At 69.6% G+C, this 25,409-nt stretch carries 23 protein-coding genes, 1 tRNA gene and 1 other RNA gene; 12 read left to right on the top strand and 13 right to left on the bottom strand.

What is annotated here, in order from left to right:
- Window positions 1-42 precede the first annotated feature (42 nt).
- Window positions 43-834: an OBAP family protein gene (locus tag CAP_RS39980; protein WP_081865758.1), complete on the bottom strand. Its 792-nt coding sequence runs from the start codon at window positions 832-834 to the stop codon at window positions 43-45.
- A gap of 60 nt (window positions 835-894) precedes the next feature.
- On the bottom strand, window positions 895-1,233 hold the full coding sequence (locus CAP_RS39975; RefSeq protein WP_044250793.1) for a hypothetical protein: 339 nt from the start codon (window positions 1,231-1,233) through the stop codon (window positions 895-897).
- Between the two features lie 355 nt (window positions 1,234-1,588).
- On the opposite strand from CAP_RS39975, the gene CAP_RS51540 reads away from it, so the two are divergent.
- The 4 genes from CAP_RS51540 to CAP_RS49365 all read left to right on the top strand — a co-directional run bounded on the left by CAP_RS51540 (window position 1,589) and on the right by CAP_RS49365 (window position 8,604).
- Complete coding sequence (locus CAP_RS51540; RefSeq protein WP_052376796.1) at window positions 1,589-3,532, top strand: EGF domain-containing protein; 1,944 nt, start codon at window positions 1,589-1,591, stop codon at window positions 3,530-3,532.
- Window positions 3,533-3,784: 252 nt separating this feature from the next.
- Entirely contained in the window at window positions 3,785-4,903 is a 1,119-nt protein-coding gene (locus tag CAP_RS39965; RefSeq protein WP_044250791.1) for a Gfo/Idh/MocA family protein, read from the top strand.
- Between the two features lie 61 nt (window positions 4,904-4,964).
- Window positions 4,965-6,422 (top strand): DUF2156 domain-containing protein, encoded by a 1,458-nt coding sequence (locus tag CAP_RS39960; RefSeq protein WP_044250789.1) that lies wholly within the window; start codon window positions 4,965-4,967, stop codon window positions 6,420-6,422.
- Between the two features lie 64 nt (window positions 6,423-6,486).
- Window positions 6,487-8,604 carry an oxygen-binding di-iron domain-containing protein gene (locus CAP_RS49365; protein WP_081865756.1) on the top strand — a complete coding sequence of 706 codons (2,118 nt, stop codon included), beginning with the start codon at window positions 6,487-6,489 and terminating at the stop codon, window positions 8,602-8,604.
- A gap of 67 nt (window positions 8,605-8,671) precedes the next feature.
- Here the strand turns inward: CAP_RS49365 and CAP_RS39945 are convergent, their stop codons facing one another.
- The 5 genes from CAP_RS39945 to CAP_RS39925 form a co-directional block, all read right to left on the bottom strand.
- Complete coding sequence (locus tag CAP_RS39945) at window positions 8,672-9,430, bottom strand: methyltransferase domain-containing protein (RefSeq protein WP_044250787.1); 759 nt, start codon at window positions 9,428-9,430, stop codon at window positions 8,672-8,674.
- Between the two features lie 805 nt (window positions 9,431-10,235).
- Window positions 10,236-10,318 (bottom strand) — tRNA-Leu (locus CAP_RS39940).
- Window positions 10,319-10,516: 198 nt separating this feature from the next.
- The gene (locus CAP_RS46640) at window positions 10,517-11,056 is read right to left on the bottom strand and encodes a J domain-containing protein (protein WP_052376795.1); all 540 of its coding nucleotides are present in this window, start codon (window positions 11,054-11,056) and stop codon (window positions 10,517-10,519) included.
- An 80-nt stretch (window positions 11,057-11,136) separates the two neighbouring features.
- Window positions 11,137-11,406, bottom strand: a complete 270-nt coding sequence (locus CAP_RS39930) for a hypothetical protein (protein ID WP_044250785.1) — start codon at window positions 11,404-11,406, stop codon at window positions 11,137-11,139.
- Between the two features lie 86 nt (window positions 11,407-11,492).
- Window positions 11,493-12,191 (bottom strand): DJ-1/PfpI family protein, encoded by a 699-nt coding sequence (locus CAP_RS39925; RefSeq protein WP_052376794.1) that lies wholly within the window; start codon window positions 12,189-12,191, stop codon window positions 11,493-11,495.
- A gap of 214 nt (window positions 12,192-12,405) precedes the next feature.
- Here CAP_RS39925 and CAP_RS39920 point away from each other — a divergent pair, with 214 nt between their 5' ends.
- The 5 genes from CAP_RS39920 to CAP_RS55920 all read left to right on the top strand — a co-directional run bounded on the left by CAP_RS39920 (window position 12,406) and on the right by CAP_RS55920 (window position 17,367).
- The gene (locus CAP_RS39920) at window positions 12,406-13,689 is read left to right on the top strand and encodes a ferredoxin--NADP reductase (RefSeq protein ID WP_044250783.1); all 1,284 of its coding nucleotides are present in this window, start codon (window positions 12,406-12,408) and stop codon (window positions 13,687-13,689) included.
- Window positions 13,689-14,432 (top strand): MerR family transcriptional regulator, encoded by a 744-nt coding sequence (locus tag CAP_RS39915; RefSeq protein WP_197041555.1) that lies wholly within the window; start codon window positions 13,689-13,691, stop codon window positions 14,430-14,432. The genes CAP_RS39920 and CAP_RS39915 overlap by 1 nt, the downstream gene beginning before the upstream one ends.
- 8 nt (window positions 14,433-14,440) lie before the next feature.
- Window positions 14,441-15,610, top strand: coding sequence for a ferritin-like domain-containing protein (locus CAP_RS39910; protein WP_231511981.1), 1,170 nt, complete (start codon window positions 14,441-14,443; stop codon window positions 15,608-15,610).
- 147 nt (window positions 15,611-15,757) lie between these two features.
- The gene (locus tag CAP_RS39905) at window positions 15,758-16,546 is read left to right on the top strand and encodes a class I SAM-dependent methyltransferase (RefSeq protein ID WP_063748829.1); all 789 of its coding nucleotides are present in this window, start codon (window positions 15,758-15,760) and stop codon (window positions 16,544-16,546) included.
- A gap of 86 nt (window positions 16,547-16,632) precedes the next feature.
- Window positions 16,633-17,367: a DciA family protein gene (locus CAP_RS55920; protein ID WP_081865754.1), complete on the top strand. Its 735-nt coding sequence runs from the start codon at window positions 16,633-16,635 to the stop codon at window positions 17,365-17,367.
- On the opposite strand, the gene CAP_RS39900 is transcribed toward CAP_RS55920, so the two are convergent.
- From CAP_RS39900 to purD, 4 genes are all read right to left on the bottom strand, one after another.
- On the bottom strand, window positions 17,258-18,100 hold the full coding sequence (locus tag CAP_RS39900) for an FHA domain-containing protein (RefSeq protein ID WP_044250779.1): 843 nt from the start codon (window positions 18,098-18,100) through the stop codon (window positions 17,258-17,260). The two genes, CAP_RS55920 and CAP_RS39900, sit on opposite strands and share 110 nt — an antisense overlap.
- A 4-nt stretch (window positions 18,101-18,104) precedes the next feature.
- Window positions 18,105-18,983: an FHA domain-containing protein gene (locus CAP_RS39895; RefSeq protein ID WP_044250777.1), complete on the bottom strand. Its 879-nt coding sequence runs from the start codon at window positions 18,981-18,983 to the stop codon at window positions 18,105-18,107.
- A 109-nt stretch (window positions 18,984-19,092) separates the two neighbouring features.
- Window positions 19,093-19,551, bottom strand: coding sequence for a hypothetical protein (locus CAP_RS39890; RefSeq protein ID WP_044250775.1), 459 nt, complete (start codon window positions 19,549-19,551; stop codon window positions 19,093-19,095).
- A 31-nt stretch (window positions 19,552-19,582) separates the two neighbouring features.
- Window positions 19,583-20,911, bottom strand: a complete 1,329-nt coding sequence (gene purD, locus CAP_RS39885) for a phosphoribosylamine--glycine ligase (RefSeq protein ID WP_044250773.1) — start codon at window positions 20,909-20,911, stop codon at window positions 19,583-19,585.
- Window positions 20,912-21,035: 124 nt separating this feature from the next.
- Here purD and CAP_RS39880 point away from each other — a divergent pair, with 124 nt between their 5' ends.
- Window positions 21,036-21,506: a deoxycytidylate deaminase gene (locus CAP_RS39880; protein WP_081865752.1), complete on the top strand. Its 471-nt coding sequence runs from the start codon at window positions 21,036-21,038 to the stop codon at window positions 21,504-21,506.
- Window positions 21,507-21,598: 92 nt separating this feature from the next.
- The gene (locus CAP_RS39875) at window positions 21,599-23,080 is read left to right on the top strand and encodes a purple acid phosphatase family protein (RefSeq protein WP_044250771.1); all 1,482 of its coding nucleotides are present in this window, start codon (window positions 21,599-21,601) and stop codon (window positions 23,078-23,080) included.
- A 35-nt stretch (window positions 23,081-23,115) separates the two neighbouring features.
- On the opposite strand, the gene ffs is transcribed toward CAP_RS39875, so the two are convergent.
- Window positions 23,116-23,203: signal recognition particle sRNA small type (gene ffs / locus CAP_RS47255), an RNA gene on the bottom strand.
- Window positions 23,204-23,312: 109 nt separating this feature from the next.
- Here ffs and CAP_RS39870 point away from each other — a divergent pair.
- Entirely contained in the window at window positions 23,313-24,104 is a 792-nt protein-coding gene (locus tag CAP_RS39870; RefSeq protein ID WP_044250769.1) for a hypothetical protein, read from the top strand.
- 113 nt (window positions 24,105-24,217) lie between these two features.
- Here the strand turns inward: CAP_RS39870 and CAP_RS39865 are convergent, their stop codons facing one another.
- Complete coding sequence (locus CAP_RS39865; RefSeq protein WP_156041568.1) at window positions 24,218-25,006, bottom strand: hypothetical protein; 789 nt, start codon at window positions 25,004-25,006, stop codon at window positions 24,218-24,220.
- Window positions 25,007-25,409 lie beyond the last annotated feature (403 nt).

Genomic DNA, 25,409 nt, shown 5'->3' with positions numbered 1-25,409 from the left:
CGCCGAGCCGAGGACCAGGACGAAACCAAGACATATCGGGCGCTACTTGCCAGAGACCCCCGCAGGGGCGCCCGAGGCCTTCGGGAATGCGCTGCGCAGATCGTCGATTCCGCGCTGCGGTCGCGCATCCTTGGCGAGATCTTCCCGGTTCTTGCGCTTCTCCTCCGTGGAGGTGCCGGTGCGCTTGTCGCGCTCGGCCACGAGTTCGGGAGGCGCCTCCCCGTCACGGTTGTACGACCAGGCGAGGAGCGGCAGGCCCACCGGCAGCGAGTGCGCCGCCGGGTGCCCCACGTGCCCCGTGTCCCACACGTGCCAGGTCTTGCCGTAGCTGTTGAGCTTCTTCGCGAGCGCCTCCTTCTCTGCGATCTCGGGGACGCCGGGCATCGTGAGCTGGCCGGAGAGAATCTCGTAGTTGTGCGGGTGCCACCGCGGCTTCTCGTCCTCGGAGAGCTGCTCGAAGAGCCGCTCCGAGATGATGTACTCGATGCCGATCAGGTTCGCCGTGGCGACCGTCCCGTCATAGATCACGCACTGCGTGAGCTCCTCGTTCTGGTTCCTGCAGTAGTGGTGGGCCTCCATGTGGTGGCCCGTGTCGTCCTTCATCACGTGGAAACCATCGAGGTAGTAGTCGAGCGCGCGCACGGGGCTCAGGTCCTGCAGGGCCTCGGCCCCCTTCTCCAGCACCTTCGTGCCCGCCTTCTTGTCCTCCCCTCGCGGCTCCACCTGCGGCGGTGCCGGCTTCCCATCCGCGCACCCGGCAGCCCCGAGCGCCCCCGCCACGAACACGCCGAGCACTGCCACGACCGTTGCCCTGCGGCTTCCACGAGATCTCATCCCCGCTCCTTGACTGGCTTGACTGGAGTGCGTGGCCCGCGTGAACGGCGCTGGGGCACGTCACAGCCACTCGATGCCGGTGGCCGATCCCGAGGTGCGGACCCCGCCCCGCGCCTGTCGCTTGTCACCGCGCACGAAGAGCGCCATCAGCCCGTACGAGACGACGAGGAGCGAGATCCAGAGCCAGGGCACCACCGCCGCGTGCGCCTGCGTGAACGTCCGGAGCCAGGCGAGCATCGCGCTCAGCCCCTGCGCGACGCGCGCGGCGATCACGGCGGGCACCGAGAGGAGCGCACCCCACTGCGACGCCATGGAGAAGGTACTCCAGGCGAAGAGGAACAGGGCCGCGCCGGCGGCGTATGGAAACCAGCTCTTCTTCTGTAGCGACAGAGCACGCATAGCCCCTCCCACGACGCGCCGACTCCGTATCGGCGACATCGACCTGTCAGCATGACCGCAGGTCGGTGGCTTTCTGGCGGCCTCCCACGACTATCTCCGTCGATCGGGCCACGGTGCGCGGAGGAGCAAACGACATGCCCTGTCCCGGGTGCACCGGGGTCACACGCAGAAGCCCCCGACACACCTCTTCTTGGTCCAGAGAAGCGAACTCTGGCAGAATGATGGGTCACGCCCCGGGCAAACAATGCTCAGGGATGAATCCTCTGTCGCGCACCCCGAGGGGGCTGAAATGAGCATGATCCGAAGAAGTGTAGCGAGGCGCCTCGCCTCGTCTGGCGGTCGGGCCGGAGTGGCCGTGCTGGCAGGTCTCGCGGGCCTCGCAGCGCTCACCGCGTCACCGCGCACGGCGAGCGCAGCGCTGCTCGTCGAGTGTCCCGCCGGCGCTCAGGATCTGATCATCGATCCGCTGGTCGGCAGCAGCTCCAACCCTCTCGACGACGGGAGCTACCTCGTCCCGGTCTCCACGGTGAGCCAGGTCTTCCCGGGCGGGATCCCGTTCCTCAGCACGTTCAACACCTTCTACATCAACGTCAACGGCAACCTCTCCTTCGGGCAAGCCGTCAGCACCTACACGCCGATTGCCATCCCGGGCCTCAGTGTTCCCACCATCGCGCCCTTCTTCGCCGACGTGGACCTGCGGCCGGTCCAGGGCGACGTTCACCTCTGCGTGGACACCGTGGGCCGTCGGCTGATCGTCACCTGGGACCAGGTCGGATACTTCAACCAGAAGACCGACAAGCTGAACGCTTTCCAGGTCATCCTCACCAACAACGACGCCGACACCTGCCCCAACGTCGCGAACTTCGAGGTCGAGTTCCGCTACGAGCAGCTCACCTGGACCACGGGCGACGCCAGCGGGGGTTCCATGGGCCTCGGGGGCGACCCGGCCACTGCGGGCATCGATGCCGGCGACACGGTGAACGCCGTGGCGCTGCCAGGCTCGGGCACTGCCGGGGTCCTGAGCCTCGTCGATGCCACCAACGCCAACGAGCCCGGCGTCTTCCGCTTCCTGGTCGCGCAGGGCACCCTCCCCAACTGCGGCAACGGCACCCTGCAGCTCTGCGAGCAGTGCGACGACGGCAACAGCTCGAACAACGACGCCTGCTCCAACCAGTGCCAGCTCAACGTCTGCGGCGACGGCTACCGCAACCCCGCGACGGAGGCCTGCGACCAGCTCGAGTTCGGCGCTGGTCTCGACGTCTGCCCCGCCGGCTACACCGGGACTGCGCTCTGCAACAACGACCCCGCGAACCCCGCGGGCAACGGTTCCTGCACGGTCGACAGCCCGCCCGACGGCTGCGTCGACGTCAACGAGTGCCAGAACCCCGCGCTCAACGTTTGCAGCCCCCAGGCCACCTGCACCAACACCCCGGGCAGCTACACCTGCACCTGCAACGCCGGCTACACCGGCAACGGCCTCACCTGCGTCGACGTCGACGAGTGCGCCAGCCCCGCCACCAATACCTGCAGCCCCCAGGCCACCTGCACCAACACCCCGGGCAGCTACACCTGCACCTGCAACGCCGGCTACACCGGCAACGGCTTCACCTGCGTCGACGTCGACGAGTGCACAGACCCCACGGCCAACACCTGCGACGACGACGCCTCCTGCACGAACGTGCCAGGCAGCTACACGTGCACCTGCGAGCCCGGGTACACGGGCGATGGCTTCACGTGCACCGACATCGACGAGTGCACAGACCCCACGGCCAACACCTGCGACGACGACGCCTCTTGCCAGAACACCAGCGGCGGCTTCGAGTGCACCTGCAACCCGGGCTACGAGGGTGACGGCACGACGTGCACGGACGTCGACGAGTGCGCAGACCCCACCACCAACACCTGCGACGAGAACGCCTCCTGCCAGAACACCGACGGCGGCTTCGAGTGCACCTGCGACCCGGGCTACGAAGGTGACGGCACCACCTGCACCGAGGAGAACCCCGGCACGGGCGGGGGCGGGGGCGCGGGTGGCTCCGGCGGGACTGGCGGCGCGGGTGGCTCCGGCGAGGGCAACGGGGGCAGCGGCGGCAGCGGCGGCAGCGGCGATGGTGGCAACGACGGTGAAGGCGGGACGGCCGGCTCGGGCGTCAGCAACCCCGTCAATACCGAGGGAGGCTGCTCCTGCTCCACGCCTGGCACCCAGCCCACTGCACCCCCGGCCTCGCTGCTGGTCGTCGCGGGCGTGGCCCTCATGGGCGCGCGTCTCCGCCGCCCCCGGCGGGTCAACCGCGGCTGACCTGCACGGCTGACCTGCGCGGCGAGGGCCCGCACCCCGCTTCCTCGCCGCGCCGCACCCCGCGCACTTCCCACCTCACCTCGATCCTGCTCACCCCCGACCAGCGCTGTCGGGTGCCTCCCCCGTTCACGCTGGGGGCCTGCTGGACGGGCTTTCCACGATTGACGGCTCGCCCTGCCAGGTCAGGTTTGTCGGCGTCGCATGGCAGCGAGGCATCGGTGCCCCGCAATGGCGCATGCAGGAGGAGAGGGCATGTCCAGATCCGAAGACAAGCGCAAGGTCCGTTATGCCGTGGTGGGCGCCGGAAACCTCGCCCAGGTGGCCATCTTGCCTGCATTCCAGAACGCCCGGGAGAACTCGGAGCTGGTCGCCCTCATCTCGGGCGACGAGGACAAGCGCGAGGCGATCGGCGAGCGCCACGGCATCGAGTTCGTGGGCGACTACGAGGACTACGAGACCATCCTGGAGAGCGGCGAGGTCGACGCCGTGTTCATCGCGCTGCCCAACAACCAGCACCGCGAGTACACCGAGCGGGCCGCGAAGGCGGGCGTGCACGTGCTCTGCGAGAAGCCCATGGCCATCGGCGAAGAGGACTGCGAGGCCATGATCCGCGCCACGCGCGAGGCCAACGTCAAGCTCATGATCGCCTACCGCCTCCACTTCGAGGAGGCCAACCTCCGCGCCATCGAGATCGCGACCTCGGGCAAGCTCGGAGACGTGCGCGTCTTCAGCTCGGTGTTCACCCAGCAGGTGCGCCCCGACGACATCCGCACCCATGCCGAGCTCGGCGGCGGCGTGCTCTACGACATGGGCCCCTACTGCGTGAACGCTGCCCGCTACCTCTTCCAGGCCGAGCCCGAGGAGGTGTTCGCCTACGCCATCAAGGGCCAGGACGGGCGCTCCCGCGAGGTCGACGAGACGACCTTCGCCGTGCTCCGTTTCCCTGGGGACCGCCTCGCCCAGTTCGTGGTGAGCCAGGGCCTCGCCGCGACCGGGTCGTACCGTATCCTCGGCACCAAGGGCGACCTCCGCGTCGAGCCCGCCTATGGCTATACGGAGGCGCTCGTCCACCACCTCACCGTCGATGGCGAGACGACGGAGACGACGTTCGAGAAGCGCGACCAGTTCGGCCCCGAGATCGTCTACTTCTCGCGGTGCATCCTGGAGGGCAAGGAGCCCGAGCCTTCAGGCGCCGAGGGCCTCGCCGACGTGCGTGTCTTCGAGGCCATCCTCCGCTCCGCCCAGACAGGCCAGCCCGTGAAGCTCACCCCCTACCGGCGCGATCAGCGGCCGAGCATGGAGCAGGAGATCCACAAGCCTGCCTTCAAACCGCCCGAGCCCGTGAAGGCGCCGGCTCCGGCACAGAAGTGAAGCCCGCCGCGTGGTGGTGGCGCGCTGGAGGTCGTGCGCCGCATCGTGTAGGCAGCGGGGCATGAACCCCGCGGGCCAGGCGACGCTGGAGGACACACGTGCGCGTGTCACCGCGCTCCTCCGGCGCCACGGCTGGAACGCCACCTCCCCCCAGGTGCTCGAAGGGGGCTTCTCGTACTGGTTCGATGGTGACGACGCCTGCGTCGCCTACGTCGACACCGGCGGGGCCTGGGTGGCCGCCGGCGCGCCGCTCGCCTCCGACGCCACGCGCTCCGAGGTCGCTGCACGCTTCGTGGCCGAGGCCAGGGCACGCGGCCGACGGGCATGCTTCTTCGCCACCGAGCTGCGCTTCGTCCGCGAGACGCTTCGCGACGCCCCCGCGCTCGGCGACGTCCCCACGCGCGGCAGCAGTGCCACCGGCTCTCGGCGCGACGCCGCCACTCCCTCCGAGGCCGTGCTCACCTCCATGCAGATGGGCGAGCAGCCCGTCTGGGACCCGCGGACATGGGAGACCAGCCTGCGCGCGAGCCGTAGCCTGCGCGAGCAGCTCCGGCGCGCCCGCGCCAAGGGCGTGACCATCCGCGCCGTGCCCCCCGCGGAGGCCGCGGACCCGCACACGGCGCTCGGCGCGGCCGTCGGAGAGCTCGCGCGCCAGTGGACCGAGGGCCGCGGCATGGCGCCCATGGGCTTCCTCGTGCAGATCGAGCTGTCCACCTTCCCCGAGGAGCGGCTGTGCTTCGTCGCCGAGCGCGAAGGCGTGCTCGTCGGCCTCCTCGCCGCCGTCCCGGTCTACGCGCGCAACGGCTGGCTCATCGAGGATCTCCTCCGTCACCCCGACGCGCCGAACGGCTCCGTGGAGCTGCTCGTCGACGCTGCCATGCGCCACCTCGCCCAGGTCGGCAGCGACTTCGCCACGCTCGGCCTGGCCCCCCTCTCCGGGGACATCTCCCCGTGGCTCCGCGCCGCGCGCCGGCTGGGCGCCGGGCTCTACGACTTTCACGGCCTCCACGCCTTCAAGGCCAAGCTGCGCCCCCACGCCTGGGTCCCCATCTTTCTCTCCTTTCCCGAGCGCCAGGGCAGCCTCGTCACCACCCTCGATGTGCTCCGCGCCTTCGCCAGCGGAGGGCTCGTGCGCTTCGGCCTGCGTACCATCCTCCGCGCGCCCGGGATCGTGATCCGCCTCATGGCGCTCCTGCTCGTGCCCTGGACCCTGCTGCTCGCCTCGCCGCCCGCCGCTCCCTACTTCCCGAGCGCCGCCGTGCGCGCCGCGTGGGTCGCCTTCGACGTCCTCGTCGCTGCGGGCCTGTTCGCGCTCATGCAGCGCTACCGGCGTCCCCTCGCGGTCCTCCTCGCCAGCGCGGTGACGGCCGACGCGCTTCTCACTCTCGCGCAGGCGGTCGTGTACAATGCCCCGCGCGCGCACGGCCTCATCGATCACCTGGTCATGGTCTCCGCGGTGGCTGCGCCCTCCGCAGCAGCGCTCCTGCTCTGGCAGGCCATCCGCCGGGCGCGCCTTTGATCACCGGGTCGGGTTGACGTGACCTCCCCGCCGTGCGAATTCGCGCTGCCGCAGAAAGGTTCACGTGAGCGCAGCGGACGATACCCTGCGACGTCGCGTCCAGGCGCGCGTCGGCAAGCAGCTCAAGGAAAAGTGGCGGCTCGACGCGGTGCTTGGCATCGGCGGCGTGGCCTGCGTGTACGCAGCGACCCACCGGAACGGCACCCGGGCTGCGATCAAGATCCTCGACCCCGAGCTCGCGGCCCTGCCCGAGGTCCGGGACCGTTTCCTTCAGGAAGGCTACGCCTCGAACTCCGTCGGCCACCCCGGCGTCGTGCAGGTGCTCGACGACGACATCACCCAGGACAACGAGGTCTTCCTGGTGATGGAGCTGCTCGAAGGCCAGACCCTCGGCGAGCGCGCCGAGGCCCACGGGGGCAAGCTCCCCCCCGGCGAGGTCCTCGCAGCGGCCGCCGCAGTCCTCGACGTGCTGGCCATGGCCCACCAGAAGGGCGTCCTCCACCGCGACCTCAAGCCCGACAACATCTTCCTCACCGAGGACGGCGCGGTGAAGGTCCTCGACTTCGGCCTCGCCCGCGTGAAGGAGATGCCGCAGCACCAGAAGCGCGCCGGCACCCGCTTCGGCTACACCATGGGCACCCCCGGATTCATGGCGCCGGAGCAGGCGCGCGGGCAGTGGTTCCAGGTGGATGCGCGCAGCGATCTCTGGGCGCTCGGCGCCACCATGTTCTCCCTGCTCTCGGGCAAGCAGCTCCACGAGGACGAGGAGGGCCACCCGAGCTTCCACCTGGCAGCGACCCGCTCCGCGCCCTCGCTCGATGAAGTCTCCCCCGGCCTGCCGCGCCCCGTCGTGGAGCTCGTCTCCCGCGCCCTCGCGGCCCCCAAAGCGAGTCGCTGGCAGAGCGCCGAGGAGATGCGCGGCGCGGTGGAGGCGGCCCTGAAGATGTTCGCCGACCACCCCCTCTGGCGCGCCGGCGCCTCGGCGTCGGTGCGGGTGCCGCGCCACGCCCAGGTATCCCAGGTGGCCCACACGGCAATGGCGCCCGTGCGGGTCTCGACGCCGCCGCGCTCCATGCCCTCGGTGAACAACACCCACGCCGTCGAGATCGCGCCCGACACCTACTGGGTCGGCAAGCGCGACCCCGGCGCCATCTTCCACGCCAACCCCTTCCTGCGCATCTTCCGCGGGAGCGACGGCGCGGCGTCCTACAACATGCTCATCGATCCGGGGTCGAGCTCCGACTACGCGGTGGTCTCGGCCAAGGTGAACGCGCTCATCGGCGGCATGGGCCGGCTCAACGCGATGTTCATCAACCACCAGGACCCGGACGTGGGCTCCTCCGCCGCCGCCATCAGCGCCCGCCACGCACCCAAGGCAGCCATCATGTGCTCCGAGCCCACCTGGCGCCTCATCGTGCACTTCAACCTCCCCCGCGAGCGCTTCGTGGACACCGAGCGCCACGCGGGCGGCATGACCCTCAGCACCGGCCACCGGGTCCTGCCCGTGCCCACACCCTTCTGTCACTTCCGTGGCGCCGTGGCCCTCTACGATCCGGAGACGCGCGTCCTGTTCACCGGCGACCTGCTCGGCGGCCTCACCCCGGCCGGCGCCGAGGGCCTCTGGGCCGACGAGAGCGACTGGGGCGGTGTGCGGGCTTTCCACCAGATGTACATGCCCGCGAGCCGCGCCCTCTCCATGGCCGTGCGCGCCATCCGCCGCCTCGAGCCGCCCGTCGAGATCATCGCCCCGCAGCACGGGCGCCTCCTGCGCGGGGCGATGATGACCAAGTTCCTGGAGCGCCTGGAGCGCCTCCCTGTCGGCCTCGACACCATCGACGAGGTGGGCGACGGCCCCGACGCCATGGCCGCCTGGACGAGCGTGCTCCGGCGCGTGCTCTACACCGCGCGCCTCGTCCTCGGCGACGAGGTGGACGCCCGCCTCGCCCAGATGGAGGACTTGCGCGACACGGCCACCGTGACCGGCGACGAGGTCGAGGTCCGCGCCATGGGCCGCTGGACGCTGGGCACCGTGGTCGAGGCCCTCACCCGCGGCGAGCCCCCCGAGGTGGTGAACCCCATCCAGCTCGAGGTGATCTACGCCTGCGAGCAGCTCGAGCTACCGAGCCCCGCCCTGCGCATCGAGGGCGCCGAGGACATGGGCGAAGCCCTCATCACCGGCTGAAGCGCATGACCTCGGGCGGCGCCGCGGACGCATGCCGCGCACGCCGCGCATGCCGCGCACGCCGCGCCTACTTGCGGCGGACGCGGAGGAAGTCCTGGGTGCACGTGAACGAGCATCGCCCTGCGGCATCCCCGAAGACGCGCTGCACGTAAGCTCTCACATCATCGCGGCGCAGCGGCGGGCGTCGCGAGAGGTGGTTGAGCATGAACCCGGCGATGATCATCGCGGTGTCCACGTCGGGCGTCTGGATGGTCGAGGGGACCGTCTCCACGGCGACCGTATAGCGCTCACCATCGGGTCCATCGCGAAGGCCGCGGAGCAGCTCGGCGATGTCGAACTGACTCCCTGTGAAGTGATGGACCATCTGCATGCAGTCGCTCTCGGGGTTCTGCAGGATGATGGCGAGTTCGCCCTCGTGGTCGAGCCACCCGAGCATGCGGTGTAAGTGAGCCGGCCACCGGTCGGTCGGCACGTGGTAGAGGACGTGGGAGCAGAGGACGAAGCTGGCGCGGAGATCCGGCGACGCGCCGAGGATCGTGCTGGGCATGATGGTCGCCGAAGGGCAAGCCCGCGCGAGTTCGTCGCGCAGGTGAGCGCTGGGTTCGATGGCAATGGTATGCTCGAAGGCATCGGTGAACCCCTGGGTCACCCGACCGTTGCCCGCTCCGGCATCGAGGAAGACGCGATGGTCCGAGAGTTGCTCGATGACCTCCCACAGGAAGCTGCAGGCCTGGTCCTTCTGGTCGGTGTGCGCGAGGAAAACAGAGAACGCTCGCGCATAGGCCTTGCCGTCAGGGGCGAGTGCCGTGATGAAATCGCTGTCCACGGGGATCCCCCTTGCCCAACGTTGCGTGTGTCCAAGGGCTGCACGGCCCGCGCCCAGAGACACCGGTGTCCACCATTCCACCTGCCCGGCGGCTGGGCAGGATGGTGCTGCGCACGCGTTCCTAAGAGTGAGCAGGTCACCAGAGACACGCAATGCATTTTCACGCAGGAGAGTGAGCCAGCGTCCCAGCCACACAATACGCCAGGACACCCGGAGCAACGCTCCGTTGCCATTGGCGCGAGGCGTGACGGAGAGCACATGCGGCGTGCTGTCCATGGCTGGAAAGTCCGAAACGTCTGTGGTCAGGGTCTGTGCAAGGTCAGCCGACCCCATGGTCGTGGCCCCCGCTCAGGCGATTCTTTGGCCACGCAAGTCAATGCGCGCCTCCAATGAAACCCAGGCGATAGCAGCGCAAAGCTGACCATTCGAGAGAATGGCACTCGATTCGTAAGCCGGTCCGGCAAGTCGCCATCGCAGAGGGTGCTCTGTCTCCGGCCACCAACGCTGGAAAGAAGCCTCACCTCGTTCCCAGCTACGGACGGCTCGCTGGAGCGCTCGGGATGCTCGCGTCAGGGGCCGACATCCGCGACATCCTCGCGAGCCCTCGCTTCGGCCTGCCTGAACCCGTGAGAGGCGGGCGCGCTCCGGTCCACTTCTCTCAGGAGGGCGCTCGACGCACCGACACCCGACGGACAGCGCGTCTGCTCATCGCCCCGTCCGAGAGGACATGGTCTGCACCGGCCGAGCGTGGAGCGGGAAATCGCCGGGCAGCCGGCGACCTCCACGCGACGACTCGTTCACTCGGTACCGAAGGTGGGACTCGAACCCACAAACCCTTTCGGATAGCGGATTTTGAATCCGCCGCGTTTGCCATTCCGCCACTTCGGCCTGCTGCACACCGCGCGGTCCCGGCTGACGCTGGGGCCCGAGCACCCGGAGACCCTAGTCCAAGGAACGGGATGCTGGCAACCATCGGGACGGTCGGGGCGGGCGGCGGGCGGAGGAGAGCCGTCGGCGCGAGGCCCGAGGTGGCGGGCAGGAGCGCCCTCCAGTGCAGGCGCGGAGCGGAGACGCAGGCGTAGCCGCTCAGCGGGCAGCAGGATCGCGGTGACGGGCGAGAGCTTCTTCGTAGGCCCAGCGGACCTGCATGAACGCCGCGGGGTCGCCGCCCTGGTCGGGGTGGGTAAGAAGGGCGAGGCGGCGGAAGGCGCGCTTGATGTCGGCCAGAGGAGCGGTGGCAGGCAGCCCGAGGAGGGTGAAGGGGCTGGTGCGGGAGGTGACCCCAGGGGGGCGGTCAGGGCGACGCTTCTGGCGTGACCGGTGGGCGTCGCCTGGCGGCGGGGGCTCGGGACGCGGGCGCTTGGGCTTCTTCTCAGGGAAGGGAGGAAGCCCCGCCTGGATGCGGACCCAGGCGCCTGCCCAGGAAGGTTCGATGTCCTGGAGAGGGCGGCCAGCGGCGCGCTCGGCGGCACGGCGCGCTTCTTCCAGGGTGCGGGCACCGCCAGCGAAGGCGTCGGGCTTGCGGAAAGGTTCGCGGCTCGGAGCAGCCGTCCACCACGCGCACCACAGGTAGCGGCGTCGCTTGGTGGTGGTGATGGAGAGGTGGCCAGGGGGCAGGGAGGTCATGGTCGGGAGCCCGATGGAAGCGGTGGCCCATCAAGCCGGCCGGACGCGGAGGCGCTCGCATCCCATCTCCACGCGACGCTTCAGGTCGTGGTGGGCGCCGGTCGCGGGACAGGGGCGGCGAGGCCTTCGAGGACGAGGTAGACACCGCCGCTGAAGGGGATGCCCATCTTGATGCGCCACCCTTCGTGCAGGAGCACGGGAAGGGCATGGCCGTTGTAGCGGGGGTTCTCCTGATCGGGATCGCCGTCGAGCAGGTGCGAGGCGCTGCCGGAGACCTTGACGACACGCTCACCAGGACCTGTTGCGACGCCGACGGCCGTCACCTGAATCTGCTGCATGTGCTCTTCCATGGCCTTCTCCGGACTCTAGATGGCCCCGGGGCGGAGCGGTAGCGGGGAGGCTGCCACAGTGAGACCTGCAGCGAGGATTCAGGCGCTCAGGGGAAGAGCTTCCTGGCGAGATCGGGGTGGCCGGCGAGGATGCGGCGCAGCTCGGGGAGCGCAGGGGCGAGGAGGGAACGTCCGAGGTCGGCCTGCTCGACCCAGCCCCAGTCGATGCCGCCGAGAGGGGGCTCGGGGTCGTACTCGATGAGGGTCTGGATGGTGCGGGCGGTGGTCTCGTCGGTGAGGCGTCGGACGAGGGCGAGCGCCATGTCGATGCCCGCGGAGACACCGGCGGCGAGGATGAACTTGCCGTCCTCGACCCAGCGCTCGCGCACGGGCTGCGCGCCGAGGCGTCCGAGGGCATCCATGAAGGACCAGTGGGTGGTGGCGCGGCGCCCTTCGAGGAGGCCGGCAGCGGCGAGGATGAGCGAGCCAGTGCACACAGAGGCCACGATCTCGGCGGAGGAAGCCGCAGCGCGGACCCAGCTCATGAGGGGCTCCTGGGTGATGGCCTGGATGGGGCCCGCGAGGCCTCCCGGTACGACGATGGCAAAGGGGTGCGGCTCGTCGGTGAGGAGCCGCTCGGGCGTGAGGCTCAGGCCAGCATCGGAGGGGATGGCTTCGAGGCGCTCGCCAACGGTGACCACGCGGTAGGGACCGAAGCGCTCAAGAGGCTTGAGGACCTGGAGGGGGCCGATGAGATCGAGGGGGGTGAGGTTGGGGTAGACGAGAAAAGCGATGGTCTTCGTCACGAGATCTGCTCCTTCGCCCGGGTGGACCGCCTGGTCGGCAGGAGGAGCCAGGGGACCCGAGGGGGAACAAGAGACGCGGCGGGCAGCCCGGACGTGAGGAGCGTAACAGCGAGCGAGGAGGTAAGCGGCCTGGGAACCCATGAGGGCTGGTCCGGTCAGCGTCGAGTGACAACTGACACTTGACACTTTTCCGGGTGACCTTTAGCCATGGACGATGTCGTTGCGCGCGACGTTTTCTCCGCTCTCGCTCCTCGGATCTCGGCTGGAGGCATTCAAGCGGGATCTGTGGATGGTGGCTGGGGACGTGACAGGTCGGCCCCGAGCCTCCTTCGAGAGGCGGGAGCCCCTGGGGCGTCACCTGCAGGTTGCAGCGCCGCCGCGCGAGGTGCTGTCCCCCCGGACCGTGCGGGTGGTCCGGGTGGTCCGGGAGACGGACGATGCCGTGACCCTCCACCTGGTGGACGCAGAGGGAGCGGCATTCACGTTCCTGCCGGGGCAGTTCCTCACGCTGCTGGTCGAGCTGGACGGAGAGACGCTGCGGCGGGCCTACTCGATCTGCTCGGGGGTGGAGGACGGAGGCGGCGGGGTCGCGGTCACCGTGAAGCGGGTCCCGGGTGGGCGGGTGTCGACGCATCTGCTCACGCAGGCGCGCGACGGAGACACGCTGCGGGTGCTGGGGCCGTCGGGAAGCTTCACGGTGGCGCTGGAGCCGGCGCGGCGGCGGGACCTGGTGCTGCTCGGGGGCGGGAGTGGGATCACGCCCCTCCTGTCGATCGCGAAGAGCGTGCTTGCGCGTGAGCCGTTCAGTCGGGTGCGGCTGGTGTTCGGGAACCGGTCCTGGGACGAGGTGATCTTCCGGGACGCGCTCGCGGAACTCGTGGCGGCGTATCCGGGGCGGTTCGCCGTGCGGCACGTGCTGGAGGTGGCGCCCAAGGGATGGACCGGCGGCGTGGGGCGGCTGGATGTCGAAGGATGCGGGGCGGAGCTGGATGCGCTCGCGGACGAAGCGCCCGGGTGCGTGGGAGCTCAGGCAAACGACGGGGAAAAGGCGGTAGAGGCGCTGGAGCCGCCGGAAGTGTTCCTGTGCGGGCCGGAGGGGATGATGGCCGCAGCGCGGGAGGCGTTGACGGCGCGGCGGGTGCCTCTCTCGCGGGTGAGGGAGGAGCGGTTCTCGTCGCCGGGGCAGCAGGTGGCAGCGCGTGGGGCGTCCGACGAGCAGCCGCTCAAGCCGCAGCCGATCACGCTGCAGGGACGCGGTCAGGGGCGGGTGGTGGTGGCGACCGCAGGTCAGACCGTGCTGGAAGCAGGGCTCAGGGCCGGGGTGGGGATGCCGTTCTCGTGCGCGCTCGGAGGATGCGGCGCGTGCAAGGTGCGGCTCGTGGAGGGAGAGGTCGAGATGGAGGAGCCCAACTGCCTCGGCGCCGAGGAGCGGGCGCAGGGGTTCGTGCTGGCGTGCGCGTCGCGCGCGAAGAGCGCGATCACGGTCGAGGTGCCGTGATGGAAGCGGCTGGCATCGAGGAAGGGGTGGACCGCGCCCGGTTCCCGTACCGGATGAAGGATCTCTGCGAGAAGACGGGGCTGCCGCGGCAGGTGATCCACTTTTACATCCAGCAGGGGCTGGTCCCGGAGGGGCACAAGACGGGGCGGAACATGGCCTACTACGGGGAGGCACATGTCGAGCGGATCCAGTTCGTGCGCAAGCTGCAGCACGAGCGGTTCCTGCCGTTGAAGGCGATCCGGGCCCTGCTCGAGCAGCGCGACGAGGTGTTCAGCGAGGCCCAGCGCGCGCTCCTGCGCGACGTGCAGGCACACCTGAGCCCTGCGCTCCGCCCGCGGGACGAGCGCCCGGCGGTGACCGATGCGCGCGCTCTCCTGGACCGTCTGGGGCTCACGCAGGACGACCTCGACGGGATGGTGGAGGCGGGGCTCCTCGGGACGGTGGTCGCCGACGACGGGCGGACGCTGATCGCGAGCGACGAGGCCTGGCTGCTGGAGACGTGGGCCGAGCTGCGGCGCGCAGGGTTCACGGCGGAGCTCGGGTTCTCCACGCGGGATCTGGCGGTGTACGAGGCCGCGATGTCGATGATGATCCGGGAGGAGGCGCGGCTCGTGCTGTCGAAGCTCTCGCACCTCCCTGCCGAGCGGGTGGCAGCGCTCGTCGAGATCGGGCTGCCCCACGTCAACGCTTTCCTCGCGCGATTCCACCTCGCGCGCGTCCGTAACGTCTTTCCCACCCTGTGAGGCAAGCCATGCTCGCGACAAGCCGCCTGACGAATCTCCTCCCCGCGCGCATGCGCAGTCAGCTCGACGCTTACCTGGAAGCCCTGGACCTGCTCCGGAACATCCGCGATCCGCGGGTGCTCGCGGCGCTGGGGCCCTCGGGGGTGCGGGGGATCTTCCTGCACCGGGGCAAGCAAGGGGTGCCGACGCAGATGCAAGCGGCGCACGCAGCGCACTTCGACTGGCGCTACCCGAGCGATCAGCCGGAAATGGCGGAGCTCTACAGCCGCGCCAAGGAGGGGCAGTGGAACGGAGACTCGCTGCCGTGGGCCATCGACGTCGATCCGCTGAACCCGGAAGTGCCGCTCCTGCCTGACAGGTTCCTCGATCTGCACATGCTGGAAGACTACGGGATCAAGGTCTCCGAGAAGGAGAAGCGCGAAATCTCATACGCGATGACGGCCTGGATGCTCAGCCAGTTCCTCCACGGCGAGCAGGGCGCGCTGTTTGCAGCCGCGCAGGTCACCGAGGCCGTGCAGTTCTTCGACGGAAAGCTCTACGGCGCCACCCAGGTGATGGACGAGGGGCGGCACGTGGAGGTGTTCAACCGCTACCTCGATACCAAGCTGAACAAGCTCTACCAGATCAACGACAACCTGTTCGTGATCATCGACTCGCTGATGACCGACGGGCGCTGGGACATGAAGTTCCTCGGCATGCAGATCATGGTGGAGGGGCTCGCGCTCGGAGCCTTCGGGACGCTGTACCGGCAGACGCGAGAGCCGCTCCTCAAGGAGCTGTTGAAAATGGTCATCCAGGACGAGGCGCGGCACGTGCACTACGGGGTGTGCGCGCTGCGCGAGCACTTCACGAAGCACATCTCCGAGCGGGAGCGCCAGGAGCGCGAGGACTGGGCCTTCGAGGTGGCGCTGCTGATGCGCAACCGGTTCGCCGCGTACGAGCTGTTCGAAGAATATTTCGAGGGGCGCCTGTCGCGGGCCAACTGGCGCGCCTTCGTGAACAGGACGCCGGGGATGGTCCACTTCCGGACCGTGATGTTCTCGCGGCTGGTGCCGAACTTGCGGGAGATCGGCTTGCTCTCACCGCGCGTGATGCCGCGCTACGAAGAGGCTGGTCTGATGCAGTACTTCGGCGGGGCCGCAGCCGACAAGCTCACCGCCGAGCAGCTCCTCTCGTGAACGGCCCGTACGCCATCGCCCACCAGGATCCAGGGTAGGAGCTAAGTCGAAACGGGGTGCGTGAGGATCTCGATCCGGACGGCGAGACGAGCGATGCTGGTGACCAGTGGCGGACCACGTCCTGTGGCACGCCCCTGGAGCGCGAGGATGCAAGCGGAGTTCTGGTTCGACTCTTGGGAGCGTGGCGGGTTCTACACCTCCTTCCACCGCAGGGACATCCACCCCTTCGTGGAGCGTCACACACCCGCTGAGCGCTTCGCCGGCGCGCACGTGCTCGTGCCGCTCTGCGGCAAGACGAACGACATGCTGTACTACCGGCAGTTCGCTCGGCACGTGACGGGCGTCGAGCTGGTGGAGAAGGCCATCCTGCAGTTCTTCACCGACAACTCCCTCGACTTCGTGCAGAAGGGCAACCGCTTCGAGGGGGAGCGGATCACCCTGCTCTGCGCCGACTTCCTGAGCCTCGAGGCGGAGGACGTGGGGCAGGTCGATCTGGTGTACGACCGGGCGTCGCTCGTGGCGATGCCGCTCGAGATGCGCCTCAACTACCTGCGCACCCTGGATCGATTGACCCCCGTGGGCGCTCAGCAGCTCCTGAACACCCTGGAGTACGATCCGGTGCTGCCCTCGGCGCCCTTCTCCATCGCCCCCGAGGAGGTCGTTGCTTACTACGCCGACGGGTACGACGTGTCCCATGTGGAGGCGACGGTGGTGCCTCAACACGGGATGGTGCGCCGCTGGGGGCTCCGGTTCTTGATGGAGCACGGGTTCATGCTGACGAAGCGCCGGAACCTGCGTCCGGAACTCCTGGAGCCGCGCCTCCACGAGGCGCTCGCCCAGATGGTGCTCGCCCGGAACCGCCGCCTGCCCGAGCTGGTGGAGACGGCAGGGCTGTGGCCGAGGGGATGTGACGGGGCATCCCCGCGAGTCGCCTGAAGCGCCTGAAACGCCGACCAGGGGCGTCTCGCGTCGGCGTCTGCAAGAAAGTGCGGGTCCCCGCAGTGGGCTGGTAACCTTCAGGGGTGGCTCGCCGCCGCGGAGCACTGGAACGCCTGGGGGCGCTGATCCAAAGGGAGAAGCAGATCCGTCCCCCGGAGCATGCGGACGCTGCGCCCATGGCCTACCGGGACTGGGAAGCGGCGGTCGGTAGCCGTATCGCGGCGCGGGCTCGGCCGATGAAGCTCGAGCGCGGCGTGCTGCTCGTGCAAGCCGCGAGCGCTACCTGGTCGCAGGAGCTGGCGCTGCTCGGAGATACCATCGCCCTGCAGCTCCGGTCGCGGGGATTCCCGGTGCGATCGCTCCGTTTCCGGGTCGGGCCGGTGAACCCTCCCGACAGGCCACCCTGGCGCGACGAGGTGCGGCCGGAGCCTCCCGAGGTGCCGCTGCCGCCCGAGTTGAAGGAGGAGCTCGTGCAGGTCGAGGACCTCGACCTGCGCGCGGCGATCGCCCGCGCAGCATCGCGGAACCTGGGCTGGCAGGTGGTGAACGCGATGGAGGCGCAGGCGGCATCACGGCGCGCACGGAAGGTCAGAGCCGCACCGACGCCGCTGACGCCGCTGACGCCAGCGCCACCAGTGCCTTCCGATGGCGGGGCTGCGGGCGCTGCGGGCGCTGCGGGCGCTGCGGGCGCTGCGGGCGCTGCGGGCGCTACTGGAGGGCGAGCAGCCGCTCCAGCCCCTCGATCCGCTGCACCAGAAACCGCTCGGCAGGACCGAACGAAGGGGACAACCGGCGCAGCTCGTCGAGGTAAGCCCTGAGCGGACCCAGATCGGGCGCTCGGACCTTGCGCACCACCGTGTAGAGCTCGTCGATCACGGCAGCGGGCAAGGGCCGGCGCGCGATGGAGTAGAGGTCGAAGCTGTAGTTGACCCAGCTCGACTTGCCGGTGGCTCCCGCGAGGCGCGCGGCATAGCGGGTGGCGAGCTCCGCGGCGGGCATCTCCAGGGGCACGTTGGAGCGCGCGCGGGTGAGGATGTCGAGCAGGATGGTCTGCAGGATGCGCTCCGCCTCGTCGGCGCGGCCGAGGCCCAGCGCCTTGTCGGCCAGGTTCGAGAGGAGCTTGAGCGACTGGAATCCCTTGGAGCCGCCGTCGCCGCTGCCACCGAACTCGGTGGGCTCATCGGCGATCTTGCGCATGTCGTTCAGCGCCATGGCGCCGAGGGTCTGCGTGGCGCGCCGGAAATCGATGCCCAGGCCGTCCTGGTGCAGCTCCTCGCCGCCGTAGAGCAGCATCTCCTGGCTGCCGATGGTGATCTTGTCCCCGTCCGTCACCTCTTTCTGGGTGTTGATCCGGGCACCGTTCACGTACACGCCGTTGCGGCTCTCCAGATCCTGGACGACGACGCCATCGGACGCGACCTGCAACGCGGCGTGCTTCCGCGACACGAGCGGATCGTCCAGCGAAAGCTGGCACTCACCGCTGCGTCCGATGAGGAAGGTCCCCTCGGGGAGTTCGAAGTCGTGGGCCTGGTATCGAAGACGAAACGACATGCCGTCACTTCAGCGCGCCAAGGCGCTCCAGACCCTCGATCCGTTGCAAGATGAAGCGCTCGGCCGGCGACCGCTCTCCCGCACCTTCCCGGACGCGCTTCACATACCCCCGCAAGATCGACATATCGACAGACTTCACTTTCCGCAGGACCGAGTACAGATCGTCGACCAGAGGGCCAGGGAGCAGCAATCCTAGCCGGGTGTTCAGCTCGAAGATGTAGTCTATCCAGGAGCCCCGGCCCGTGGCGTTCGCCAGGCGCGCCGCGTACATGCCCGCCTTGGCGGCGAGCTCGGGCTGGACCTCCGCCCCCATGCGCGCGCGCACCAGGATGTCGGTGAGGGAGCGGTTGAGGATCCGCTCTGCCTCGTCGAGGCGCCCGAGCGCCAGGGCCTTGTCGGCGACCCCTCCGATGAGGCTGAGGGCATTGACCCGCTTGTCGGGGTGAGAGGGAGTCTCGTGGAGCAGGCGACGCGAGGCGATCGCTGTGGTGCCATCGTCCTCCTCGTCGACCGCGTCGAGCACCTCGGCGATGTCGGCCGGCCGAGCGTTCTGCGTCTGACGCGCCCAGGCGTTCCCGGTCTTCGTGGGGCTCGCGATCGGCTCGACGCTGCCGAGCAGGAGCATCTCCTGGCTCCCGATGGTGATTCGATCACTGTCGGCGATGGCCTTCCTGCCCGAGATCCGTGTCCCGTTGACGAAGACGCCGTTCCGGCTGCCGAGATCCTCGACGGTGACCCCGCTGTCCGACACCGTGAGCAACCCGTGCCGACGCGAGACGAGCGGGTCATCCAGGGAGAGCTGACAATCCGCGCTCCGACCGATGACGAACTCGCCAAACGGGACCTCGAGGTCGTGGGCGAGGTAGCGCAGCCGGATGCCCATGGTGGAGCCATACCAAACCGGCCGAGAGGCCGTCAAAAGACACTGCTCAGACCGTTGGAGCCGGGTGGTGCAACGTACACCGCTCGGCCTCTCGAAGACGCGCTCGTGATTATCTGTCGGCGCCGGGCCGCGAGACAAGATGCAGGAGGGCGAGGACGAGCCCGAGGTGGGTCAGGAGCCCATAGATCTTGAGATCGCCTCGGGCGATCTGCACCATCACCTCACGCAAGGGGGCCGCCGCGTGGGGGTGGCGCACACCGAGCACGGGGAGGGCGACCCGGCGGTGAAAGGCAATCTGCGGGAGGCGGAGCAGGACCGCCTCGTCACCGCAGAAGGTGACCGTGGGGATCCCGATGGCGCCGTCGTGGACCGTGAGGCGGCCGTGGTCGAAGCGCATGGTCATCGAGACGCCCGTGTCCTGGGCGACCACCAGCACCGACGCGCGGAAGGCGCGAAGCCCGGCGCGCCGCTTCGGGTGCCTGGCGAGGTTGTCGCGGATGAGCTCCCCGAGCCGGACGGCCAGGAGGTTGTCCTCGGCACCAGGGGCGAGGTCCACGATCGGCTGCATGCCCCGTCGTCGCCCGCAGCCGGGGGCCGGGTCAAGGGGCTTGATCTGCGCCGATGTCGCGCCGGAGCTGACGACCCGCAAAATCGATGGCGTCGGCCGCGCGGTAGGCGCGCGTCCTGGCCTCGACGAGCGAATCGCCGGAGGCAGTGACGGCGAGCACGCGCCCGCCCGCGGTCACCACGCTCCCTTCCCGCTCGGCCGTACCTGCGTGGTGGACCGTGGCGCCCTCCACCACGGCAGCAGCGTCCAGGCCGTGGATCACGTCACCCGCCGCCGGCCTACCGGGGTAGCCCCGGGCAGCGAGCACCACCGTGAGTGCATGCCGACCCTCCACGACCCGGGCAGCCTCGGGGCGCAGGGCCCCCGCTGCAGCCGAGGCGAGGAGCTCGGCGACGTCACCTTCGAGCAGCTCCATGAGCACCTCGCACTCCGGATCGCCGAAGCGGACGTTGTGCTCGAGCAGCATGGGCGCTCCCGCGGGCGTGATCATCAGCCCCGCGAAGAGCACCCCACGGAAAGGCCGCCCCTCGGCGCGCATGCCGTCGAGCGTGGGCCTGAGGATCTCGGCCTCGATGCGGGCGGCGAGGGCCGGCGTCACGCGGCCGCTCGGCGCGAAGGCCCCCATGCCGCCCGTGTTCGGGCCCGCGTCACCGTCGAAGATGCGTTTGTGGTCGCGCGCCGCAGGCAGCATGGTGAGCGCGCTCCCGTCGGTGATCGCGTGCAAGCTCGCCTCTTCGCCCACCAGGACGTCTTCGAGGACCACCGCCTCCCCGGAAGCCCCGAAGCGACGCTCCACGAGCGCCGCGCGCGCCGCGTCGAGGGCCTCCTCCACCGAGGCCGCGACGACCACGCCCTTGCCAGCGCACAGCCCATCGGCCTTGACCACGATGGGTGCGCCGTGCGCGCGGATGACCGCTTCGGCCTCCTCGTAGCTGCGTACCACCCGGTAAGGCGCCGTGGGGATGCCGTGCCGTGAAGCGAACTCTTTGAGGAACACCTTGGAGGCCTCGAGACGGGCTGCTTCCCGGTTCGGGCCGAAGGCGAGAATCCTCTCGGCTGCGAGCGCGTCGATGACGCCCTCACAGAGCGGGGCCTCGGGGCCGATGACGACCAGGTCCGCCGCCTCGGCCCGCGCCAGCCCGACGACGTCCTCTGGCGCGAGCGAGGGCGCGGCCACCCGGCGTATCGGGGCCCGCTCCGGCGTGCCGGGCGCCGTGGTGCCAGCATTGCCAGGCGCGACGACCACCTCGGCCACGGACGGCGATCGGGCCAGGGCACGCGCGAGGGCGTGCTCGCGGCCGCCGGATCCGATGACGAGGACGCGGCGACCGGAGGAGCGGGAGACGTCTCTGAGGCTCACCCCCGGCGCGCTACCACGTGACCGGGCGGGACGGGAGGCCTCGTGAAGAACTGCTCGGGCGGTGGGAGGCGGTGGCTGTGGTAGAAGCGCGCAGCCCGGCGATGGGAGCGCGGAGGAGGGTGGCATGAAGCGGCATCGCGTCTCGTGGGACGAGTATTTCATGAAGATCGCCGAGGACGTGGCCTCGCGGGCCACCTGCGATCGCAAGCACGTCGGCGCCGTCGTGGTGCGCGACAAGATCATCCTGGCAACGGGCTACAATGGCTCGATCCGCGGCCTCCCCCACTGCGACGAGGACGGGCACCTGATGGAGGACGGCCACTGCGTGAGGACGCTCCACGCGGAGACCAACGCCATCATCCAGGCTGCGCGGAACGGTGTGCGCGTCGAGGGTGCCACCATCTACGTGACCGCATCGCCTTGCTGGGGGTGCTTCAAGGTGATCGCCAACGCCGGCCTCACGCGCATCGTGTTCGGCGAGTTCTACCGGGACGAGCGCATCTTCCACTTCGCGACGCAGCTCGGCATCGAGCTGGTGCCGCTCACCCCTGCGGCGCTGACGACGTCGGCGTCCCCGCCAGAGCCCGAGGCGTGATCCAGGGATTGCGGTCCCCACCCGAGCCGGTAGCCTGACCCCACCTCACGCCTCCAACCCCCACCCTCCTCACGCAGTTCGAGGCACGCTTCGTGACCGACCCGCGCAAGGCTCTGCTCCTCCACCTCACCGGCGCCGCGGCGCTGGCGTCTCTGACGGTAACCTGCGGCGGCGAGCCCCCTGCGCCCCCACCAGCCCCGCCGGACTTGCCGGTGACGCGCTTCGACCCCCCCGGGTGTCCCTTCGCCGTGGCACCTCGCCCGGAGTACACCGAGGTGTCGGTGGGTCGGACCGAGGTGGGCGCCACCCCGAACATCCGCCGGGTACGCCTCGGGCTCGGCGGCAACGTGGCGGTGGATGCACCGGGACGCGCGGATCCTGCGACGTCCATCGCCCTCGCCTGGCAGACCGACGACGGCACCCTGGCGAGCGAGGTGCAGTGGGGAACGACGCCAGACCCTGCCACCTGGCCTGCCGGGAACCGCCAGAGCGGCATGACCTGGATCACGCCCGCGGGGTTGATCAGCGAGACTGGCCCGACCCGCATGCATGAGGCCTACGTGTGCGGCCTCGCGCCCGACACGACCTACCACTACCGCGTCGGTGGAGGCCCGGAGGGGCAGGAGGTCTGGAGCGACGTCCTGAGCTTCAAGACTGCGCCGGCGGGCGGCGCCGACGCGGTGCGCTTCGCGGTGACGGGCGACTCGCGCGGCCAGAGCAACGACGCCTGGCGGCTCATCCAGCGACGGGTCATGGCCTCGAACGTCGACATGCAGCTTTTCTCGGGTGACTTCGTGGGGCTGCCCTTCGACCAGATCGAGTGGGAGCTCTGGCTCGACGCCGCCTCGAAGGACACCGACGGCGCACCGCTCACGCTCGGCCAGGTGCTGACCTTGCCCGCGCACGGCAACCACGAGAACCACTCCTCGCTCTTCTTCTCCAACGTGACCATGCCGCAGGACGTGGACCGCTTCCCCGCCTGGGGCGAGCTGTTCTTCTCCTTCGACGCGGGCCCCGTTCACCTCGTGGTCCTCGACGACGCCTGGCTCGTCAACCCCGCCGACCAGCCCGACTTCGAGGCCGCCTTCACCGAGTGGCTCCACGCAGACCTCACCGCTGCGGAGGAGAACCGCGCGCAGGTGCCCTGGATCATCGCCGTGCACCACCACGGCCCCTACTCCTCCTCGAACCACGGCACCGACGTCGACGTGCTGCGCGGCCGCGCCCTCCTCGGCCCCATCTACGACGAGCACCACGTCGATCTCGTGCTCAACGGCCACGACCATAACTACGAGCGAACCAGACCCCTCACCACCGACCCGAGCGGCGTCCCCCAGGTCCAGCCTGGCTTCGCGGACGGCACCGTCTACGTGGTGTGCGCTGGCGCGGGTGCCCCCGCGTACTCGGCAGGCACCAGCGAGTTCACCGAGACTTCCCGCGACTACAAGACCGGGGGCGCTCTCGGGAACTATGGCTTGCTCGAAGCGACCAGGAACGAGCTGCGCTTCGAGGCGCACGAGCTACGCCTGGATGCCACCGATCCCGTGTTCGACACCCTGATCATCCCCCGCTGACCACGCCCTGCCGAGCGGATGCGGGGAGGACAAAAGGCAAAGGGTCCGCCACACTCGCTTTCCGTTACCGTTGCTCCCTTCCGGGCCTGGCGGGTTTCGCGGCGCGCTGTCGACGGACCCATGAGGTCCCAGGCGTGTTCGCCTGACCAAGCTCTCTTAGCTGATGCCCACAACCCTGTCGAGCGTCTTCCACGCTTGATTCAGGCGACTCAGCCCTTACCTTGAGTTCAGCGTGGATCCGTTCGAACCAGACACGATGGCAGCGTCGACGGCGCGCTTCCTCCGTACGCTCGCCTTCGTCGTCTCTGCAGGGCTCGCTGCCGCTGCGCTGCGGTTCGCCTGGTTCGAGCCGCTCGCAGCCGCGGTGGTGCTCGGGATGGTGCTCGTCATCGTGGGCGCGCGCTGGCTTGCCCGGCAGCGGCTCGTCCGCGTGTTGCGCTCCGGCGACGTACGCGCGCTGCTCCAGCGCTGGTCCCCTGCGCTCCGACGGGCTCCCCATCCGGCGACCATGGCGCCGCTCATGACCGCCACGGCGTTCGCGGCCTGCGGCTGGGTGGAGCGGGCGCGCAACGCCCTTGCCCTCGCCGAGCGCGGCCCTGCGTGGGACGCCGCGCTCGAGCACCGGCTCTTCCTGGACACGCTCCTCGACGCCTTCGAGGGAGATCCAGACGCCGCGCTCGTCCATGCGCGTCGGCTGGAGCGGCTCCCTCTGCCCGAGGTGAGCAGCGCTCTCCAGCACCGGATCCTGCGGCTTCGCGCGGCTGCCGCGGCCCTCGCCCGTGCCTTCGCCCACCAGAGCCAGCCCGGCGATCGAGAACTCCTGCAACACGCAGGCGACGCTAGCCCCCTCATCTACTGGGCCATGCGGTACGCCGCAGCCGTGATTGCCATTGACGAGGGTGATCTCGGGGGCGCCCGTGGCCTCCTCAACGATGCCCCCCGCTGGCCCGAAGAGTCGACCTTCAGGGCATTTCACGCGGAAATCGCCGGCAGGATCGATGCTGGCCGCCCCATACAGGCCTGAACGCCCCACATACCCCCAGACAGATCACAAGTTATCCACAGCCTGTGGATAACTCCGATGTCGCTCGGGCGTCACTTTTGCGGCCTGCCGTGCGCCCCGAGCCGCTCCGTCCCTCAGAAGTAGGGACGCAGCACCAGTTGCGCGTACGGAGCGAACACGTTCCCCACCTCGAAGCTCTGCGCCTGCACTCCTCCTTCGAGCGCGAGGGAGATGACCGGAGCGGGCCGCAGCCGGAACCCTGCACGCAAAGCACCGCCGACACCTGTGGACCCGGGAAGGCCCACCACCGACGCCATCCCTGCGAAGGCCCCCAGGTACAGCCCATCCTCACCGAAGGGGGTGTACTCCAGCCGCGGGCCAGCCGTCAGGAACACGGCCGTGAGGGCCATCGTCTTGCCACCAGCCGGCGCGGCTTCGGTGCAGTTGGAGCAATCTGCCTGAGCCTCCAGCGAGTCCTCCGGTTCGAAGCGCGCGAATTCGTTGCTCCGCCGCATGTACTTCTCGAACGAAGTGATCTCGAATCCCAGCGAGATCGAGGAGCTCACCCGGTAACCGACGTGAAGCCCCAGGGTGGGCGCGGTGAAGCTCGACTTCTTGATCGAGGGGTGCTCGGCCGACGCCCTGAGGATGCCTCCCGTGATCCCCACGAAGACGCGGTATCCCTGCACCCCTCCCTGAGCATCCTTGCCCTCATCACGTGCTGACGGAGCAGCCGTCACCCCTTCTTTCGTCGCGCTCTGTGTGGCCGGCGCGGCGGTGGACTGGGCGACCTTGGACGTCTCCGAGGGCGCAGCGCTGCTTGCGCTGGCAGGAGGTCGCTCCTGCGGCGCAGCGCTGACCGTGGCGGAGAGAACCAGACTCACGATCGACGCAGAGATGGCGAGCAAGGCAGGGTGGTGCATGGGGAGGGCCTCGGGCACGAAGCGGCCACGGCGAGAGTGCCGGGAGCTTTCCTTCGGAGCGCAGGATGTTGCAAAGGACGGACCGTTCCGTGGACAGCCCGCATCATGCGCCTGGCCCTGGATCGCAGCCTCCAGAAAGTCGTCCCCCTCTCCGAGACGCGTGACGGGAGGGAGGCGCGTTGCGCAAGTTGAGCAGCGAGGTGCGCAACCGGCGCAACGGGGCGCGCGAACGCGCGGAGGGCTTGCGCGCGGCCTGACGGGCACACTCCCGCTCAGAAATAGGGACGCAGGACGAGCTGCGCATGGGGCGCGAGGGAGGAGCCTCCCTCGAAGCCCTGCGCCTGCACCCCGCCCTCGATGGCGAGCGAGAGCAGTAGAGTAGCCCCGGGGGATCGCTCCCCCG

The organism is Chondromyces apiculatus DSM 436, from assembly GCF_000601485.1.
GTDB classification, from domain to species: Bacteria; Myxococcota_A; Polyangia; order Polyangiales; family Polyangiaceae; genus Chondromyces; species Chondromyces apiculatus.
This window is presented reverse-complemented; position numbering and strand designations above follow the sequence as displayed.